Origin of the sequence: Dermacoccus sp. UBA1591 (assembly GCF_002322065.1) — a bacterium.
In the GTDB taxonomy this organism is placed as follows: Bacteria; Actinomycetota; Actinomycetes; order Actinomycetales; family Dermatophilaceae; genus Dermacoccus; species Dermacoccus nishinomiyaensis.
Genome location: NZ_DCNR01000089.1, coordinates 23155 through 39000, shown reverse-complemented (window position 1 = coordinate 39000; position 15846 = coordinate 23155). Strand labels below are relative to the sequence as shown.

The 15846-nt window shown below is 69.5% G+C and carries 14 protein-coding genes and 1 tRNA gene; 11 read left to right on the top strand and 4 right to left on the bottom strand.

The annotated features are described in order from the left end of the window. Together B2284_RS09580 and B2284_RS09575 are read left to right on the top strand one after the other, a co-directional pair. On the top strand, positions 1-1521 hold a 1521-nt coding region (locus B2284_RS09580; protein ID WP_286697420.1), incomplete at its 5' end, for a circularly permuted type 2 ATP-grasp protein. Between the two features lie 179 nt (positions 1522-1700). Then, positions 1701-2984: a DUF4921 family protein gene (locus B2284_RS09575; protein WP_286697419.1), complete on the top strand. Its 1284-nt coding sequence runs from the start codon at positions 1701-1703 to the stop codon at positions 2982-2984. A 12-nt stretch (positions 2985-2996) separates the two neighbouring features. On the opposite strand, the gene B2284_RS09570 is transcribed toward B2284_RS09575, so the two are convergent. Then, positions 2997-3428: a nucleoside deaminase gene (locus B2284_RS09570; protein ID WP_040014727.1), complete on the bottom strand. Its 432-nt coding sequence runs from the start codon at positions 3426-3428 to the stop codon at positions 2997-2999. A gap of 64 nt (positions 3429-3492) precedes the next feature. Between B2284_RS09570 and upp the strand changes: the two genes are divergently transcribed. Then, positions 3493-4143 (top strand): uracil phosphoribosyltransferase, encoded by a 651-nt coding sequence (gene upp / locus B2284_RS09565; protein WP_136788804.1) that lies wholly within the window; start codon positions 3493-3495, stop codon positions 4141-4143. A gap of 106 nt (positions 4144-4249) precedes the next feature. Here the strand turns inward: upp and B2284_RS09560 are convergent, their stop codons facing one another. Beyond that, on the bottom strand, positions 4250-5341 hold the full coding sequence (locus B2284_RS09560) for a small ribosomal subunit Rsm22 family protein (protein WP_062255809.1): 1092 nt from the start codon (positions 5339-5341) through the stop codon (positions 4250-4252). Positions 5342-5533: 192 nt separating this feature from the next. Here B2284_RS09560 and B2284_RS09555 point away from each other — a divergent pair, with 192 nt between their 5' ends. From B2284_RS09555 to B2284_RS09520, 8 genes are all read left to right on the top strand, one after another. Then, complete coding sequence (locus B2284_RS09555) at positions 5534-5710, top strand: hypothetical protein (protein ID WP_006945715.1); 177 nt, start codon at positions 5534-5536, stop codon at positions 5708-5710. 4 nt (positions 5711-5714) lie between these two features. Next, positions 5715-6749, top strand: coding sequence for a PH domain-containing protein (locus B2284_RS09550; RefSeq protein ID WP_286697418.1), 1035 nt, complete (start codon positions 5715-5717; stop codon positions 6747-6749). A 39-nt stretch (positions 6750-6788) separates the two neighbouring features. Next, entirely contained in the window at positions 6789-8357 is a 1569-nt protein-coding gene (locus tag B2284_RS09545; protein WP_006945664.1) for an APC family permease, read from the top strand. Positions 8358-8614: 257 nt separating this feature from the next. Continuing rightward, on the top strand, positions 8615-9190 hold the full coding sequence (gene def / locus B2284_RS09540) for a peptide deformylase (RefSeq protein WP_006945693.1): 576 nt from the start codon (positions 8615-8617) through the stop codon (positions 9188-9190). Positions 9191-9249: 59 nt separating this feature from the next. Then, on the top strand, positions 9250-10125 hold the full coding sequence (locus B2284_RS09535; RefSeq protein ID WP_006945667.1) for an SMP-30/gluconolactonase/LRE family protein: 876 nt from the start codon (positions 9250-9252) through the stop codon (positions 10123-10125). A 359-nt stretch (positions 10126-10484) separates the two neighbouring features. Next, a tRNA-Arg gene (locus B2284_RS09530) sits at positions 10485-10557 on the top strand. A gap of 106 nt (positions 10558-10663) precedes the next feature. Continuing rightward, positions 10664-11383, top strand: a complete 720-nt coding sequence (locus tag B2284_RS09525; RefSeq protein WP_074040588.1) for a sulfite exporter TauE/SafE family protein — start codon at positions 10664-10666, stop codon at positions 11381-11383. A 194-nt stretch (positions 11384-11577) separates the two neighbouring features. Beyond that, positions 11578-12213 carry a hemerythrin domain-containing protein gene (locus tag B2284_RS09520; protein WP_006945733.1) on the top strand — a complete coding sequence of 212 codons (636 nt, stop codon included), beginning with the start codon at positions 11578-11580 and terminating at the stop codon, positions 12211-12213. Positions 12214-12434: 221 nt separating this feature from the next. Here the strand turns inward: B2284_RS09520 and selB are convergent, their stop codons facing one another. Together selB and selA are read right to left on the bottom strand one after the other, a co-directional pair. Continuing rightward, entirely contained in the window at positions 12435-14252 is a 1818-nt protein-coding gene (selB, locus tag B2284_RS09515) for a selenocysteine-specific translation elongation factor (protein ID WP_006945707.1), read from the bottom strand. Between the two features lie 118 nt (positions 14253-14370). Next, on the bottom strand, positions 14371-15726 hold the full coding sequence (gene selA, locus B2284_RS09510; RefSeq protein WP_006945663.1) for an L-seryl-tRNA(Sec) selenium transferase: 1356 nt from the start codon (positions 15724-15726) through the stop codon (positions 14371-14373). Between the last annotated feature and the right edge of the window lie 120 nt (positions 15727-15846).

Below are 15846 nucleotides of genomic sequence, written 5' to 3'. Positions count from 1 at the left end.
GCACAGGGCACGAACCCGACGAACGACGAGGGCGCAGAGGGCGAGATCGTCCCCGTGGCGTTCAGCGAATACCGCGAGCACGAACCCGAGACCCCGGGCGTGCACGACGAATCCGTCACCGACGATGCGGAGCTGCGCCCCGACTACGCGGCCGTCATCGAGCGCATCGAGACGCTCGGGCCCGACGAGGTGTCGCGCCGCCTCGAAGCGGCCGGCAAGGGCCTGACCGAGCTCGGCGTGACGATCAACTCCGAGGACGGCAACCGCCCGTACCCGATCGACATCGTGCCGCGCATCATCTCGGCCGAGCGCTGGGCCGAGCTCAGCGCCGGCGCCGAGCAGCGCGTCCGTGCGCTCGAACTCTTCCTGCGCGACGTCTACGGCCCCGGCGAGATCATCAAGGCGGGCCGCGTCGACGCCGACATGCTGCGTCGCTCGCCCGGCTGGTCCAAGGACGGCCAGCGGGTGCCCGCCGACTTCGTCCGCGCCGGCATCTGCGGCCTCGACCTCGTCTCGCCCGCGTCCGGCGAGTGGATGGTGCTCGAGGACAACCTGCGCATGCCCGGCGGGCTGGGCATGACGCACATCAACCGTGAGGTGCTCGAGAACCACTTCGCCGAGATCCTGCCGCCCGCGGAGACGCTCGAGCACCCGACCCGGACGTACGGGCTGCTGCACGAGTCGCTCATCGCAAGCGCAAGACTCGTCGACGGTGGCGTTGCCGAGGGCGAGATCGGCCTGTGCATGGTCTCCCCCGGCCCGACGGACACGACCTGGTACGAGCAGAACCTCGTGAGCGGCCAGGTCGGCGCCGCCATCGTGACGGCAGACGCCCTCGTCGTCGACGACGGCAAGCTGTGGCGCCTCGACGGCGGCGAACGTCACCGCGTGCACCTGCTCAACCCGCGCATGGGTGAGACCGAGCTGTTCGAAGCGAAGGGCGCGGACGGTCGTCCGCTCGGCGACGCGCTGCGTGACGTGCTCGCGGCGGGCGCGGTCGCCATCGTCAATGCGCCCGGCAACGGCCTCGCCGACGACAAGGCGACGTACGCGCTCGTGCCCGACATCATCGATTTCTACCTCGGCGAGAAGCCGCTGCTCGCGCAGGTGCCGACGCTGCTGTGCGCCCGCGAGGACCACCGCGAGGAGGTGCTCGATCGCCTCGACGAACTCGTCGTCAAGCCGATCGACGGCTACGGCGGCAGCGGAATCACCGTCGGCCCGGAGTGCTCGGCCGACGAGCTGGAGACGCGCCGTCGGGAGATCCGTGAGACGCCTGAGCGCTTCGTCGCGCAGGACATCGTGCCGTTGTCGACCCTGCCGACGCTCGTCGACGGCTCGTTCGCGCCGAGCCACGTCGACCTGCGCGCGTTCGTGCTGCAGCGCCCGGACGAGCAGGACGCCTCGCGCACCGTCGCCGTCACGACACCGGGAGCGATGACGCGCGTCGCCCCAGCGGGCACGATGATCGTCAACGTCTCGGCCGGCGGCGGCGCGAAGGACACCTGGATCCAGCGCTGACGCCCGCATCGCGGCCCGGTGCGACACTCGAAGCGCCCTGACGCGATCGTCGACGGGCCGCGCCACCGTGCGCAGAGTTACGCCCGGTCGCGCAGCCCCACGCCTCTGCGCGCAAGTGCACCCAGGTGCACTTGCACGCAGAGGAGACGGGGCGCGGCGCCGTGGGTGAGACTGGAGTCATGACGCGCGACGCCAGCCAGCAGCCGACCGAGTTCATCCGCTCGATGGCGGACGGCACGACGAAGCAGGTCAACCCGCTGAGCGGTACGAAGGTGTGGACGGTGCCCGGCCGCGGCGACCGTCCCCTCGGGCTCGTCCCTGCTGATGTCAAAGACCTCGTGGCGCAGGACTTCACGTCGTCCTGCGCGTTCTGCTCCGAGCGCTACCTCGAGACGCCACCGGAGAAGGTGCGCTCCGTCCTCGCCGCAGGTTCCGCCGAGGCGCCGCGCTTCGTCCGACTGCGTGGTCTGACGCCGGCCGAGGTGACGTCGCAGGTCGCCGAGTTCCGCCGCATCCCGAACCTGTTCGAGATCATGTCGGTCGACTACTGGCAGGCCAACCACGGCTACACGTTCGACGACGCGATCGAGGCCCGCCGCCGCGCCTACGAGGCTGCTGACGGAGGGCGCGAACACCTGCTGCGCCTCGCGCGGGTGCGTCTCGGCAAGCGCGCCGAGGTCGCCACGGACGCCGAACTCCTCGACGCTGCAGGCGATTTCTTCGCGAGCACCCATGACGTCATCGTCGGCCGCCGCCACTACGTCGACGGCGCGACGCGCAGCGACCAGCTCGCCTCGTCAGGCGCCCTGACGCCGACCGAGCACCGCGAATACCTCGACCTGACGATCGACGCGATGGCCGAGCTGTACGCGACGAACCCGCACGTGCGCTACGTCGCGGCCTTCCAGAACTGGCTCAAGCCGGCGGGCGCGTCGTTCGACCACCTGCACAAGCAGATCGTCGGCATCGACGAGTTCGGCACCTCGACCGACCTCGACATCGATGCGGCGCGTCGCGATCCGCGCGTGTTCGAGGAACTCATCGCCTACGCGCGCAGCCACGATCTCGTCGTCGCGGAGAACGCTCACGCGATCGCCTTCGCCGGGTTCGGCCACCGCTACCCGAGCATCGAGATCTGGTCGACGTCCGGCACGTGCGAGCCATGGCTCATGACCGACGACGAACGTCACGCAATGGCCGACCTCGTCCACGCCACGCATGCCGCGACCGGAGCCGACGTGCCGTGCAACGAGGAGTGGCACCACCGTCCGCCGTCCATGAGCGACGTCGAGATCCCCTGGCACGTCGTGCTCAAGTGGCGCATCGCCAACCTCGCCGGGTTCGAGGGCAGCACGAAGATCTACCTCAACACCATCAGCCCCGCGGGCGTCCGCGACCGCGTCGTTCCCGCGCTCCGCCGGTTGCAGGACGAGGGCCGCCTCGCCCCCGGCATCCGCCTCTGATCGCTGCGCGCGTCACCGTCGGGTCGCGAAGAACTCCTTGAGGACCGCCGAACACTCGTCCTCACGGATGCCGCCGACCACCTCGATGCGGTGGGTCGAGCGTGAGTCGCGCACGACGTCCCACAGCCCGCCGCAGGCGCCGGCCTTGCGATCCCACGCCCCGAGGACGATGCGCGGCAGCCGCGCCTGAACGGCTGCCCCCGCGCACATGAGGCACGGTTCGAGCGTGACGACGAGGGTGCAGCCGTCGAGGCGCCAGCCCCCTCGCGACGCTGCAGCGCGCCGCATCGCGACGATCTCCGCATGACCCGTCGGGTCGCCGTCGACCTCACGAAGGTTCGCGCCGACGCCGATCACCTCGCCGTCAGGATCGACGACGAGCGCTCCGACCGGCACGTCTCCCGCCGCGCCCACCTCACGCGCCAGTTCGAGCGCGCGCCCCATCCACGCGTCGTACGTGAGCTCGATCGCTGGTGCCACGGGAAGATCCACGGGTTAAGTTTGTCCCATGCGCGTCATCGTTGCCGACCACCCGCTCATCTCGCACAAGCTCACGACGCTGCGTGACAAGCGAACCGACTCCCCGACGTTCCGTCGCCTCGTCGACGAACTCGTCACGCTCCTCGCGTACGAGGCGACGCGTGACGTCCGCGTCGAGGAGGTCGACGTCGAGACGCCGGTGACGACGGCGCGCGGCATCAAGCTCGCGACGCCGCGTCCGCTGCTCGTGCCGATCCTGCGCGCCGGCCTGGGCATGCTCGACGGCATGATGCGGCTCCTGCCGACGGCCGAGGTCGGCTTCCTCGGTCTCGTGCGCAACGAGGAGACGCTCGAGGCGACGACGTACGCGAACCGTCTGCCCGACGACCTGTCGGGCCGTCAGGTCTACGTCGTCGACCCGATGCTCGCGACGGGCGGCACCCTCGCCGCGACGATCGACTACCTCGTCGAGCGCGGCGCCGACGACATCACGGCCGTCGTGCTCATCGCCGCGCCGGAAGGCCTGGCGAAGCTCGAGGAGTTGACGTCGCACATCGAGGTGCCCATCACCCTCGTCACCGGTGCGATGGACGAGAAGCTCAACGAGAGCGGCTACATCGTGCCCGGCCTCGGCGACGCCGGCGACCGTCTCTACGGCATCGCGACGCACGACGCGTGAGCGCCTGAGCCGCATTCTCGATGGGGGCCGAAATCCTGCAGTGCAGGGTTTCGGCCCCCATCACGCTCATTCGGGGCTGAAACACTGCATGGCAACGTTTCAGCCCTCAGCCCCGAGCACCCAGGTCGATGGCGTCGCCCCAGCCAGCGTCACGAGCCTGCTTGTAGGCCGGGCCGGCCTTCTTCGTCACGACGGCGCGTCGCACCTGGCCGGCGAGGCCTGAGGCGTCGAGCGCCTCGCACACCTGCAGCTCGACGAACCCCTTGTTCTTCTTCGGATGCCGGATGATGCGGGCGTCGCGCTCGCTGGGGCGCTGCGTCAGATCGACGCCGTCGCGCAACGGCACACCCTGCGCCACGTGCGCGGGCTCACGCACCATCGCGACGTACGAGAACTTCTCGTCCTCGTGCGACAGCTCGCCACCCTTGATCTGCCGGTGCACCGACGAACGGTTGACGCGCGCCGCGAAGTGGCACCAATCCGGTTCCGTCTTGGCGAGCAACGGGCACGCCCCCTGATGCGGACATGGCGCCGCGACCGACCACGACTGCTCGAGCAGTTGATCGCGGGCTCGCAGGATGCGCGCGTAGCCGTCCGGCGTGCCGGGTTCGACGATGACGACGGCGCGCGTCGCCGCTGACGTCGCCTCGGCGACGATGCGATCGGCCTGCTGCGGCGACAACTCGCTCAACACATAGGAGACCGTCGCGAGATCGGCGCCGCCACCGGATGGCGCACCGACCGTCACGTTCCACGACCCGACGCGGCCCTCCTGCCACACGGTGCGCTCGAGGGCGGGCACCCCACTGGCGCGCGCGAGCCGCTGCCCCAGGTCGAGCGCGGCCGGCACCTGGTCGAGGACGCTGATGTCGCGCAGCGTCTCGAAGACGTCCGCCGCCGCCCAGGCCGCGGCGCCGGTGCCGCCGCCGAGGTCGACCATCGACGTCACCGAATCAGCGTCGAACACACCGGAATCGGCGAGGGCGCGCAGCGCCGAACGCACCGCACCGAACGTCGCGGGCATGCGGTAGTGGGCGTACGCGAGCACGTCGACGGGGCGCGCGAGAATGGGCTCGTCAGCCGCCGCGACGGCCCGATACCGGGTCGACAGGCGCGTGACAGCGTCACTCAACTGCTTGATCGCCGTACCGGAGGCTTCTCGTTCGAGCGCATCGCGCAGACTCATCGCCAGATCCACGCCGTCAGCGTACGCACCACCAGCGACAGCGGCGCGCGCGTTCCACGGCGGGCCCGACGGCGCGCACCCGCCGGCGAGCGCCGCGAAAACGGTTCGGCGCGCCTGCGCCGCAGCATGGGTGAACCCTGCAAGGATGCGAGAGTTGCCCGTGCCTTCCCCCGCGCGCTCCACCCACCAGAAAGAGACGACGCCATGGACAAGATCAACTTCAAGTCGATCCTGAAGTTCTTGTTGTTCGCGTTCATCATCTACGCCGTCTTCTCGAGCCCCGCGAAGTCGGCCGACGTCGTGCGCGCCGTCGGCGACGTGCTGCGCAACGCCGTCACCAACCTGCGCGAATTCTTCGACGCGCTGCTCGGCAAGAACTGAACCCATGGGCCCACTGCGCCCACATCAGGCGAGCGACCGCGTCGCCGGTTATCTCGCGCGCGGTGAGGACGTCGTCCTCGAGATGAAGCAGCACTGGGCGCGCGTGCTGCCCGCCATCACCTCGTGCGTCGTCGGGTTCGTCCTCGTCATCGTCGCGGGCATCTGCGCGCCCGCCTGGATGGGCCCGCTGACGAACGCCGCGTGGTGGATCTGGCTCGTCCTCGCCGCGCACCTCGCCTGGCGCGTCGTCGAATGGTGGGACCAGACGTTCGTCATCACGAACAAGCGCCTCATCCTATTGCACGGGTTGTTCGTCAAGAAGGTGGCGATGATGCCGCTGTCGAAGGTGACGGACATGTCGTACAACCGCTCGCCCGCCGCGCGGCTGCTCGGCTACGGCACGTTCAAGATCGAGTCGGCGGGTCAGGAGCAGGCGCTCAACGTCATCGACTACGTGCGCAACCCCGACGAGAAATACCGCGACATCTGCGGGCTCATCTTCGGTTTCGAGGACGAGGACGACCCGCGCCCCAGCGGGCACGCGGACGCGCGGCACGCCGACGACGAGGGCTACGACGACGAATGGCGTGACCCGTGGGTCGAGGACGACTGGCGCGACGAGTCGCAGCGTGACGAGTCGTGGGATGGCGTCGGCTGGTCCGACGACGAACAACGCCGCGAGACGCCGCGCCGCGAATCGCAGCGTCATGAGTCGCAGCGTCACGGCCCGTCAGGCGGCGACGACACCCGCCCCCTCGCGGTCCGTCAGCCCCGAGCTCGCTACGGCCGCGGGCAACGTCGAGTGGCCGAGGACGACACCGATCCTCACGGATTTGTCACGGTTGACCACCCAAACCCCCACAGTGACACCGATCACACGTACCGTCAGCGGCATGACAGGGACGAGACGTCGCCCGAGCAGGGTGACGAATCGGCCTGGTGGGTGAGCCGTGAACACGCGACCTCACCTCAACCCGTCCGCCGACGAGGTCGCGACCACGATGTGGACGATGGCTCCACATGGCGAGACGGAACGTAATCTCACACGGTTCCAACCATCCGGTGAAAGGGCGCTCACATGAGCCTTTTGCGCACCAAGTCGATCGAAGCGTCGATCGCAGACTCGGAAGCCTCCGAGTTCCAGCTGAAGAAGAACCTGTCAGCGCTCGACCTGACGGTCTTCGGCATCGGCGTCATCATCGGCGCCGGCATCTTCACGGTGACGGGGCGAGCCGCGCACACGATGGCGGGCCCCGCCATCGTCATCTCGTTCCTCATCGGCGCCTTCTGCTGCGGTCTCGCGGCCCTGTGCTACGCCGAGATGTCGTCGGCGGTGCCCGTCTCGGGCTCGGCCTACACGTTCTCCTACGCGACGATGGGCGAACTCATCGCCTGGATCGTGGGCTGGGATCTGCTTCTCGAGCTCATCCTCGCCGCGGGCGTCGTCGCCCAGGGTTGGAGCGCGTACTTCAACATCCTGTTCGGTGAGTGGGGGTTGAAGCTGCCCGACAATCTGCAGGGCGGCACCGGCTGGTTCACCCACTTCGACATCGCCGCCTTCGGCCTCGTCGCCGTGCTCACCTGCGTCATCGCGACGGGCATCAAGGAGTCGATGCGCGTCAACCTGACGCTCGTCGCCGTCAAGCTGTTCATCGTGCTGTTCATCATCGTGATGGGCATCCAGTACATCAACACGTCGAACTACACCCCGTTCGTGCCGCCGGCTCAGCACCTCGAGAGCACGTCCGACACGCTCAAGCGCCCCCTGTGGGAGCTCATGACGGGCATGGAACCGCAGGCGTTCGGCGTCATGGGCGTCATCTCCGGCGCAGCCCTCGTGTTCTTCGCCTACATAGGCTTCGACGTCGTCGCGACCACCGCCGAGGAGACGCGCAACCCGAAGCGCGACCTGCCGATCGGCATCATCGGCTCGCTCGCGATCTGCACGATCCTCTACGTCTCCGTCTGCCTCGTCATCACCGGCATGGTGAGCTACGACAAGATCGACCCCAAGGGCGCACTCGCCGCGGCCTTCCGCGATCACGGACATCCCGGGTACGCGCAGATCATCGCAGCCGGCGCCGTCGCGGGTCTCGCCACGGTCGTCATGACGCTGATGATCGGCGCCACCCGCGTCATGTACGCGATGTCGCGCGACGGCCTGCTGCCGATGGGCATGGCACGCACGAACCCCAAGACGGGCACGCCGGTCCCGATGACGCTCGTCATGGGCTTCATCATCGCGGTCGCAGCGGCGACCATCCCGATCGGTGAGTTCGAGGAGATGGTCAACATCGGCACCCTGTCGGCGTTCTTCCTCGTCAGCCTGGCTGTGCCCGTGCTGCGCAAGAAGCGCCCCGACCTCGAGCGCCCGTTCAAGGTGCCGGGCAGCCCCGTCCTCCCGTGGGTCGCCGCCGCTGTGTGCCTCTACCTCATGCTCAACCTGCCCGTCGAGACGTGGCTGCGTTTCGTGGTGTGGCTCCTCATCGGCTTCGCGATCTACTTCTTCTACGGCCGCGGCCACTCGCGCGTCGGTCGCAACCCGCAGCTGCAGGGCGGCGTCGGTGACGGCGTCTACGCCACCGACCTCGACACGTCGGTCGGTGACGGCGCCGAGGCGCTGCGCAAGAACGAGCGACGCTACTGAGCACACTCGCCTCGTTTCATCTCGAAGCCCCTCACCCGCATCGTCGGGTCGAGGGGCTTCGACGTGCTCCGTCGCCTCTTGTCGCAGCTCACCCGCGCCCGCGATCGAGCGGAATCGGTGGGATCGAGCGTCGGGGCACTCGATCCCGCCGATTTCGCTCGATCACGTCGGCGAGCACCCATGCACCCGGTCGCCCCACCCGAGGGCCCTAGAATGATCGACGCCCACCCGCCGACCCGCGTTCTTCGAGGTTCCTCATGGCTGTTCGCCCCATCACCATCGTCGGCCACAAGGCCCTGCACGCACCCACGAAGCGGGTCAAGGAGATCACCGACGACACGCGCGCCCTCGTCGAGGACATGTTCGAGACGATGGAGGCGGCGAACGGCGTCGGCCTCGCAGCCAACCAGGTCGGCGTCAAGCAGCGCATCTTCGTCTTCGACTGTCCCGACGACGAACTCGGCGATAACCGCCGCGGCGTCGTCATCAACCCGAAGCTCGAGAAGGGTCGCGTGCCTGCCGGCGAGGCCGACGAGGAGAACGACAACGAGGGTTGCCTGTCGGTGCCCGGCGAGCACTTCCCGACGGCGCGGGCCGACTGGGCGAAGGTGACGGGCACCGACCTCGACGGGAACGAGATCGTCATCGAGGGGCACGGCTTCTTCGCCCGCATGCTGCAGCACGAGACCGACCACCTCGACGGCTACCTCTACCTCGACCGCCTCACGCCGACGATGCGCCTCGAGTCGCGCGAGGCGGTCAAGGACCGCGGCTGGCAGTACGACGGCATCACCAAGTGGGACCCGACCGAACTCAAGGCCGAGGACGTCTGAGCCGACAGCGGCATCCGAGCATCGTCGCGGAGCGTTGCCGCCCGATATAGCCTGACGTCATGAAGGCTGAAGCTGTCGCGAAACCGCACGCCTACCACGGTGAGGGCGTCATCTGGGCCGACGATTGGGGCGGCGGCCACCCGGCGCTGCGCTACGTCGACATGCTGGCCGGGGACGTCCTCGAGCTCCAGCCGGGCGGTGATGTCACCCGATTCCACGTCGGGGACGTCGCGGCAGCGCTGCGTCCGCGCGCAGGTGGAGGCGCGATCGTCGCGACGGAGCGTGGTTTCGCACTGACGCGTTCGGTCGACTTCGCCGATCTGGAGCACACCGCCGATCTGTGGCCGTCGACGCACGAGCCGCGCACCCGGTTCAACGACGGTGGATGCGCCCCCGACGGGTCGTTCTACATGGGGTCGATGGCCTACGACCAGAGCGAGGGCGCGGCATCGATGTGGCGGCTGGCGCCGGACCGGTCGACGAGCCATGTCTTCGGTGACGTCACCATCTCGAACGGCCTGTGCTGGTCGCCCGACGGCACGCTCGCCTACTACAACGACACGCCGACCCGCATCATCTGGGTGTTCGACTGGAGCGCCGAGACCGGCCTGACGAACCGTCGGCCCTTCGTCCGGCTCGAGGACGGCATCGGCCACCCCGACGGGCTGACGGTCGACGCCGAAGGCGGAGTGTGGACGGCGCTGTTCGGCGGCTCCGCCGTGCGTCGCTACGACGCTGACGGCTCGCTCAGCGAGATCGTCGAGGTGGGGCCGAGCCTGGTGACGTGCCCGGCCTTCGGCGGCGACGACCTCGACCAGCTGTTCATCACGACCTCGCGAGAGAACCTGCCGGACGACGCGGAGCCCGACGCCGGCGCCCTCTTCGTCTGTACGCCGGGTATCCGCGGTCAACGCACCCTCCCCTTCACCGGCTGACCGCACCAGTCCGTCCCCATGTACGATTCTTGACCCTTCCGCGAACCGCGTCCACATCGGCGATTTACGTCCCCATTCAACGGACGTTGCCACCAGGGCGACCCGTGTCACGACGACTCGCGCCGACGCGTGCGAATGTGACGCTGATTCGCAGATGTGGACGCCGTTCGCGCGTGTGAACGTGGATCGCGGATGGGGACGCGATTCGCCGATGTGGATGAAAATCGCAGGTCATGACAGGCGGGGCTGGCGGAGGAGCACAGGCCGGTTCACAAGGGGCGGCCGAGCCGATTAGCGTTCCCCCGAGGATGCGTGTAGAGTTCTATCTCGTTGCAGAGGCCGCTGAGGCCGAGCAGCAAGCACCCGTAGCTCAACGGATAGAGCATCTGACTACGGATCAGAAGGTTTGGGGTTCGAATCCCTACGGGTGCACTCTGTGTTGAGACAGAGGAAAGAACCCCCGGCTCGCCGGGGGTTTTTGCTATGTCCGGGCCTTGCTCTCCGCGCGGCCCGACAACCTTCGCCGAAGTGGGGTCCGATGCCGCTCACCACCCTGCTGGTCCTCGGTCTCGTCGTCGGCGTCGGCGCCTTCGTGCAACGCATCGCCGGGTTCGGCCTCGCCGTCGTCGCAGCGCCGTTCGTCGTCATGGTCGCTCCGCAAGTCATGCCGGCGGCACTGCTATTCGTTGTCCTGCCACTGCCCGTGCTGGAGATGGCTCGGGCCCACCGTGACATCCGGTGGCGGCCGTTCGGGTGGGCGATGGCAGGCCGCCTCGCGACGATGCCACTCGGCGTCTGGCTCGCGGCCAACGCGTCGCACACCGTCACGTCACTCCTCGTGGCCGGCATGGTGCTCGTCGCCGTCGCCGGATCGCTCACGCGCTGGCGCGTACGCCCGTCGTCGGGCATCGCCCTCGGCGCCGGAGCCTTGACGGGCATCTCGGCGACGACGGCGTCGATCGGCGGCCCGTTCTTCGGCCTCGCCCTGCAGGAACTCACACGGCAGCAGGCACGCTCGACACTCGCGCCGTTCTTCCTCTTCGGCTCACTGAGTTCACTGCTCGGCCTCGCGATCGGCGGCCAGATCAGCGCTGACGGTCTGCGTGCCGGGCTCGCGTGGCTGCCGTTCATGGCCGTGGGCGCTCTCGCGGCGCAGCCGTTGCGGCACTCGATCGACGCGGTGCGCTTCCGCCACAGCATCCTCGCGCTCGCGACGGTCAGCGCCCTCGCCGTCATCGTCCGCGTCGCGCTCACCTGAACGCGTCCCTCTCGACGGCGAGCGCCACGCCGTCCGCGTCCCGCGCGTCGTCATCGAGCCCGCGACGCTGGGCGCGACGTCCCCGTCACGAACGCTTTGTCGCATAGGTGCACCTTGCTGGCGCAACGCCCTTCGTCAGCGTGAGATTGAGGGCAAACAGCCCCCGATTCCGGGGCCGTCTCACGGAGGTAGCCATGGACATCACCGAGATCATCCTGCAGCAGCACACCGCTCAGCGACGCGCGTTCGCCGTGCTCGAGGAGTGGCCGCGCGACGACACCGACGGTCTGGCCGCGCTGTGGAGCCAGCTGCGCATCTTCCTCGAGCTGCACGCTGAGGCAGAGGAGCTGTACTTCTACCCCGAACTCGTCAAGATCGGCACCGGCGGCGCAGACGCCGAGAGCAACGACGAGCAGGTCGAGGACGCGATCCACGACCACAACCTGCTGCGCGACGCCATCAAGCGCGCGGACGCCGCCACGACCGGGTCGAAAGACTGGTGGGAGGCCGTCGTCCAGGCCAACATCGCGAACTCCGACCACATGGCCGAGGAAGAGCGTCAGGACCTGGCCGACTTCCGTCAGCAGGCGAGCCTCGAACTGCGTCACCAGGTCGGCATCAACTTCCTGCGCCACCTCGCGGCGTCGTGGTCGAAGCCGCTGACGATCGAGGACAAGAACCCCGAGCGCTTCATCGCCGACGCCGAGAAGGCCGGCCCGAGCGGCGCCGTCCGCGCCGCAGCTGCTCAGGCGAAGGAGCAGACGTCGACGCGCGTCAGCGCCCACCCCGAGCCGTCGCTCAAGGCCGACGACCCGGAAGGCGACGACTGAGCTCCCCTGATCGAACGCAACGCGCCATCGCTGGGTCCTTCCCAGCGGTGGCGCGTTGCTACGTCTGTGCGGCTGGACGCACGTCGAAGATCGGCCCCGAGCGGCGGTCGGTCGGCGCCGGGCGCGGGTGGTGCGCCCCCGGCGCGCTCGGGTGGGCCTCAGTCGGTCGCGATTCCGACGCTCCGTCCGACGGTGCTGCGCTCGGCCCCGTCCAGCACGATTCAGCGCACGACGACGCGCGCGTTGCCGTCACGCCGCGTCCAGCCTCGCGCGTCGAGATGCTCGAGCAGGGGGATGACGACGCGGCGCGTCGTGCCGAGCGCCTGGCGCGCCTCGCTCGTCGTGAACGGTTGCGGCAGTCTTGCGAGCTCGCGCATCGCTCGCGCGGGCGCGTCGGGCAGCAGGACGATGTCGGCGGGCTCGGCCTTGAGTCGCAGGATCGCTCCGCGCTGTGCAGCCGCGGCGAGCTGCCGGTTGCCGAGGCCGAGCGCCACGAGGTCATCGGCTTCGGGGGCATCGAACGGGTTGGCGCGCAGCCGTTCTCGAAGTTGCTCCAGGGCCGCTTCATCGGCACCGAACGATGAGCCGTGGCGTGAGCCGACAACCCGCCCGTCGCGGATCACGAGACCCGCATCAGGGTTCGTCACGCCGCATGACTCGACGAGGGCGGGCAGCAGACGTCGGGGCACGCCGAGGCGCGTCTCGATGGCGCCTGACGGCAGCCCGGGGCTCAAGGGGTCGGCGGCGTCAGCGGTGACCGCCTCGATGATCGCGGCGCGCCAAGCCGTCGCCTGTTTCTCGTGCACGACGAGTCCCTCGACACGACCCAGGCCCTCCCCCGGCAGGGGCAGCCCCTCGCGCAGCACCTCGGGGCGGCGGGCCCCGACGGCGGTGACCCACTCGTCGCGCACCCAGCCGCGGTCGGCGACGAGTGGTTCGAGCTGCGCGACCGCGTGGCCGGCTAGGACACGTGCGCGCTCCCGACCGGCGCCGCGCCTCGTCAATGCCGCCGGGTCGAGGTCGAGCACCGTTGCCCCGCAATGGATCCGCCCCGCTGACGCATCGCGCACGATGATGCGATCCCCCAGCCGCAACGGCAGCGGATCGCTCAGCGTCAACCGCGCGTGACGCTCGTCGAACGGTCGCACCCGCGCCTCGACGGACGCTGTGCCGATGTGGACGCTGACCTCCGCCGACGCATCCTGCCACTCATGCCCGCCCTCGCTGCGCACGTCGAGGACGTTCACCCACGACGCCGACCCCGGCGTCAGCAGGGGCGTGCCGCGCGGCACGTCGTCGGTGTGCAGACCTCGCAGAGCGACCGCGACGCGCGAGACCGGCGCGACCTCGTCATGACGCTGCCCGAGCACCTGCAACGAACGCACGACCGCTCGTTCGTCACCCACCTCCAACTCGTCCCCGAGACGCAGCGTGCCCGCCGCGAGCGTGCCGGTGACCACGGTGCCGGTGCCCTTGACGGAGAACGAACGATCGACCCACAACCGCACAGGGGAAACCGTGTCCACGGGTGGCATCTGCGCGACGAGATCGTCGAGGGCGCACCGCAGTTCGTCGATGCCACGGCCGCTGACGGCGTCGGTCTCGACGACGTCGACAACTTCGAGTGACGTCGCGGCGATGTGGCCGAGCGCTGTCTCACGCACCTCGGCGACGCGCTCGGGCGTCGCCAGGCCACAGCGCGTGATGACGAGCAGGCCGTGCCTGAGACCGAGTGCGTCGATCGCGTCGAGGTGCTCGCGCGATTGCGCCTGCCACCCCTGATCCGCGGCGACGACGAGCATGACGGCCGGCGCCGGCCCGAGGCCCGCGAGCATGTTGCCGATGAAGCGACGGTGGCCGGGCACGTCGACGAATGCGAGCTTCTCGCCCGACGGCAGGTCGAGTCCCGCGAACCCGAGATCGATCGTCAGGCCACGCTTCTTCTCCTCCTCGAGCCGATCCGGGTCGGTGCCCGTGAGAGCCCGCACGAGGGTGCTCTTGCCGTGGTCGACGTGACCGGCCGTCGCGACGACGCGCATCAGCACTCACTCCCCGCGAGCCGCACCGCGCCGCCGCTGCGCTCGGCGACGTAGCCCCTGGCGGGGAGGAGCGGTGTCGTCGCCGACGGGGCCGTGGCATCACGCCGCGCGTCCATCGTCATGCGCGTCCTCCGTCGTCAGCTGGGGTGCCGGATTCGTTGCCTACAGCGACGGCCCGGATCGCGGCGGCGACGTCGGCGTCCGAGGACGCAGGGACGCACCGCAGGTCGACGAGGCAGCGTCCAAGCGCGGTGCGGGCCAGGACGCACGGGCGTCCGAGGCGTAGCGCCTCCGCGAAGGGCTCCGGCAGGGCGACGGCGAGGCTCGGCAGCTCAAAACCAGGCGCGCCTCCCCCACCGACGCGTCCGATGACGTCGACGACCTCGGCGCCCGGAACGACGTCAGCGATGGCCGCCGCAAGGTGTGTCGTGCGCTGACGGAGCGAGTCGCGCGTCTCGTGCAGGGCGCGGGTAACGGGGGGTTCGGGGCCGCGCAGGGTGGCTTCGAGAGCGGCGAGCGTCAGCTTGTCGACGCGCATCGCGCGGGCCATCGGGTGGCGGCGGACGCGTTCCACGGCGTCGGCGTCGCCGAGAACGAGCCCCGCTTGCGGCCCGCCGAGTAGCTTGTCGCCGCTCGCGGTGACGACCGTCGCGCCATCGCGCAGCCAGCTCGTCGCGTCGGGCTCGTCGGGCAGCACCCGTTCGGGGGCGAGCAGGCCGCTGCCGACGTCCGCGATGACGGGGACGCCGAGCGCCGCGAGATCGCGCACGCCTGGCACCCCGGCGAACCCTTCGACGCGATAGTTGCTCGTGTGGATCTTGAGCACGGCGCCCACCCGGCGGCCGTGACGTTCGGCGTCGACGATGGCGTTCTCGTAGTCGCGCAGATGCGTGCGATTCGTCATGCCTACCTCGACGAGCCGGGCCCCGGCCGACTGCAGCAACTCGGGCAGACGGAAGCCGTCGCCTATCTCGATGAGTTCGCCGCGGCTGACGAGGACGTCCGTGTCCCCGGCGATCGCGAGGCAGGCGAGCAGCAGTGCCGCCGCGCCGTTGTTGACGACCAGTGCGCCGCCCGCGTCCGGCACCCGCTCCTGGAGCGCGTCGAGCGTTGCGCGGCCGCGCTTGGCGCGCGTGGCAGTGACGGGGTCGAACTCGACGTCGACGTACCCCGCAGCGCGACCGAGCGCCTCGACCGCGGCGTCGCTGAGAGGCGCGCGCCCGATGTTGGTGTGCACGACGACGCCCGTTGCGTTGAGGATCGCTCGCAGGGTGGTGGCCGACTCGGGCAGGCGCAATGCGATGGCCGCGTCGATGCCGTCGGGGCTGATGGTGCCCGCGCGGACGTCGGCCTGGGCAGAGACGATGGCGCGCTTCACAGCGTCGCGTCCGAGCGCGCCTACCTCGTCGGCGAAGCGTGCGAGGAGCTCGTCGGTGCGCGGGATGCGTCGACGTGGGTCGTCGCTCGTGGCCATCGTTCCTCCAGGTCGAGTGCTGATGCGCCCCAACCTATCGGGCAGGTCTGACAATCCTGCGCAGCAACGGTTTTCACGCCCTTCGCCGCTCCGGCGCACTCATGGCTCGAGTGACCCTCC

What these genes read in the sequence shown, in the direction of transcription:
- B2284_RS09575 (WP_286697419.1), top strand. Translation starts at nt 1,701, where the DNA reads ATGACGCGCGACGCCAGCCAGCAGCCGACCGAGTTCATCCGCTCGATG.
- B2284_RS09570 (WP_040014727.1), bottom strand. Translation starts at nt 3,428, where the DNA reads ATGGGGCGCGCGCTCGAACTGGCGCGTGAGGTGGGCGCGGCGGGAGAC.
- upp (WP_136788804.1), top strand. Translation starts at nt 3,493, where the DNA reads ATGCGCGTCATCGTTGCCGACCACCCGCTCATCTCGCACAAGCTCACG.
- B2284_RS09555 (WP_006945715.1), top strand. Translation starts at nt 5,534, where the DNA reads ATGGACAAGATCAACTTCAAGTCGATCCTGAAGTTCTTGTTGTTCGCG.
- B2284_RS09550 (WP_286697418.1), top strand. Translation starts at nt 5,715, where the DNA reads ATGGGCCCACTGCGCCCACATCAGGCGAGCGACCGCGTCGCCGGTTAT.
- B2284_RS09545 (WP_006945664.1), top strand. Translation starts at nt 6,789, where the DNA reads ATGAGCCTTTTGCGCACCAAGTCGATCGAAGCGTCGATCGCAGACTCG.
- def (WP_006945693.1), top strand. Translation starts at nt 8,615, where the DNA reads ATGGCTGTTCGCCCCATCACCATCGTCGGCCACAAGGCCCTGCACGCA.
- B2284_RS09535 (WP_006945667.1), top strand. Translation starts at nt 9,250, where the DNA reads ATGAAGGCTGAAGCTGTCGCGAAACCGCACGCCTACCACGGTGAGGGC.
- B2284_RS09525 (WP_074040588.1), top strand. Translation starts at nt 10,664, where the DNA reads ATGCCGCTCACCACCCTGCTGGTCCTCGGTCTCGTCGTCGGCGTCGGC.
- B2284_RS09520 (WP_006945733.1), top strand. Translation starts at nt 11,578, where the DNA reads ATGGACATCACCGAGATCATCCTGCAGCAGCACACCGCTCAGCGACGC.
- selB (WP_006945707.1), bottom strand. Translation starts at nt 14,252, where the DNA reads ATGCGCGTCGTCGCGACGGCCGGTCACGTCGACCACGGCAAGAGCACC.
- selA (WP_006945663.1), bottom strand. Translation starts at nt 15,726, where the DNA reads ATGGCCACGAGCGACGACCCACGTCGACGCATCCCGCGCACCGACGAG.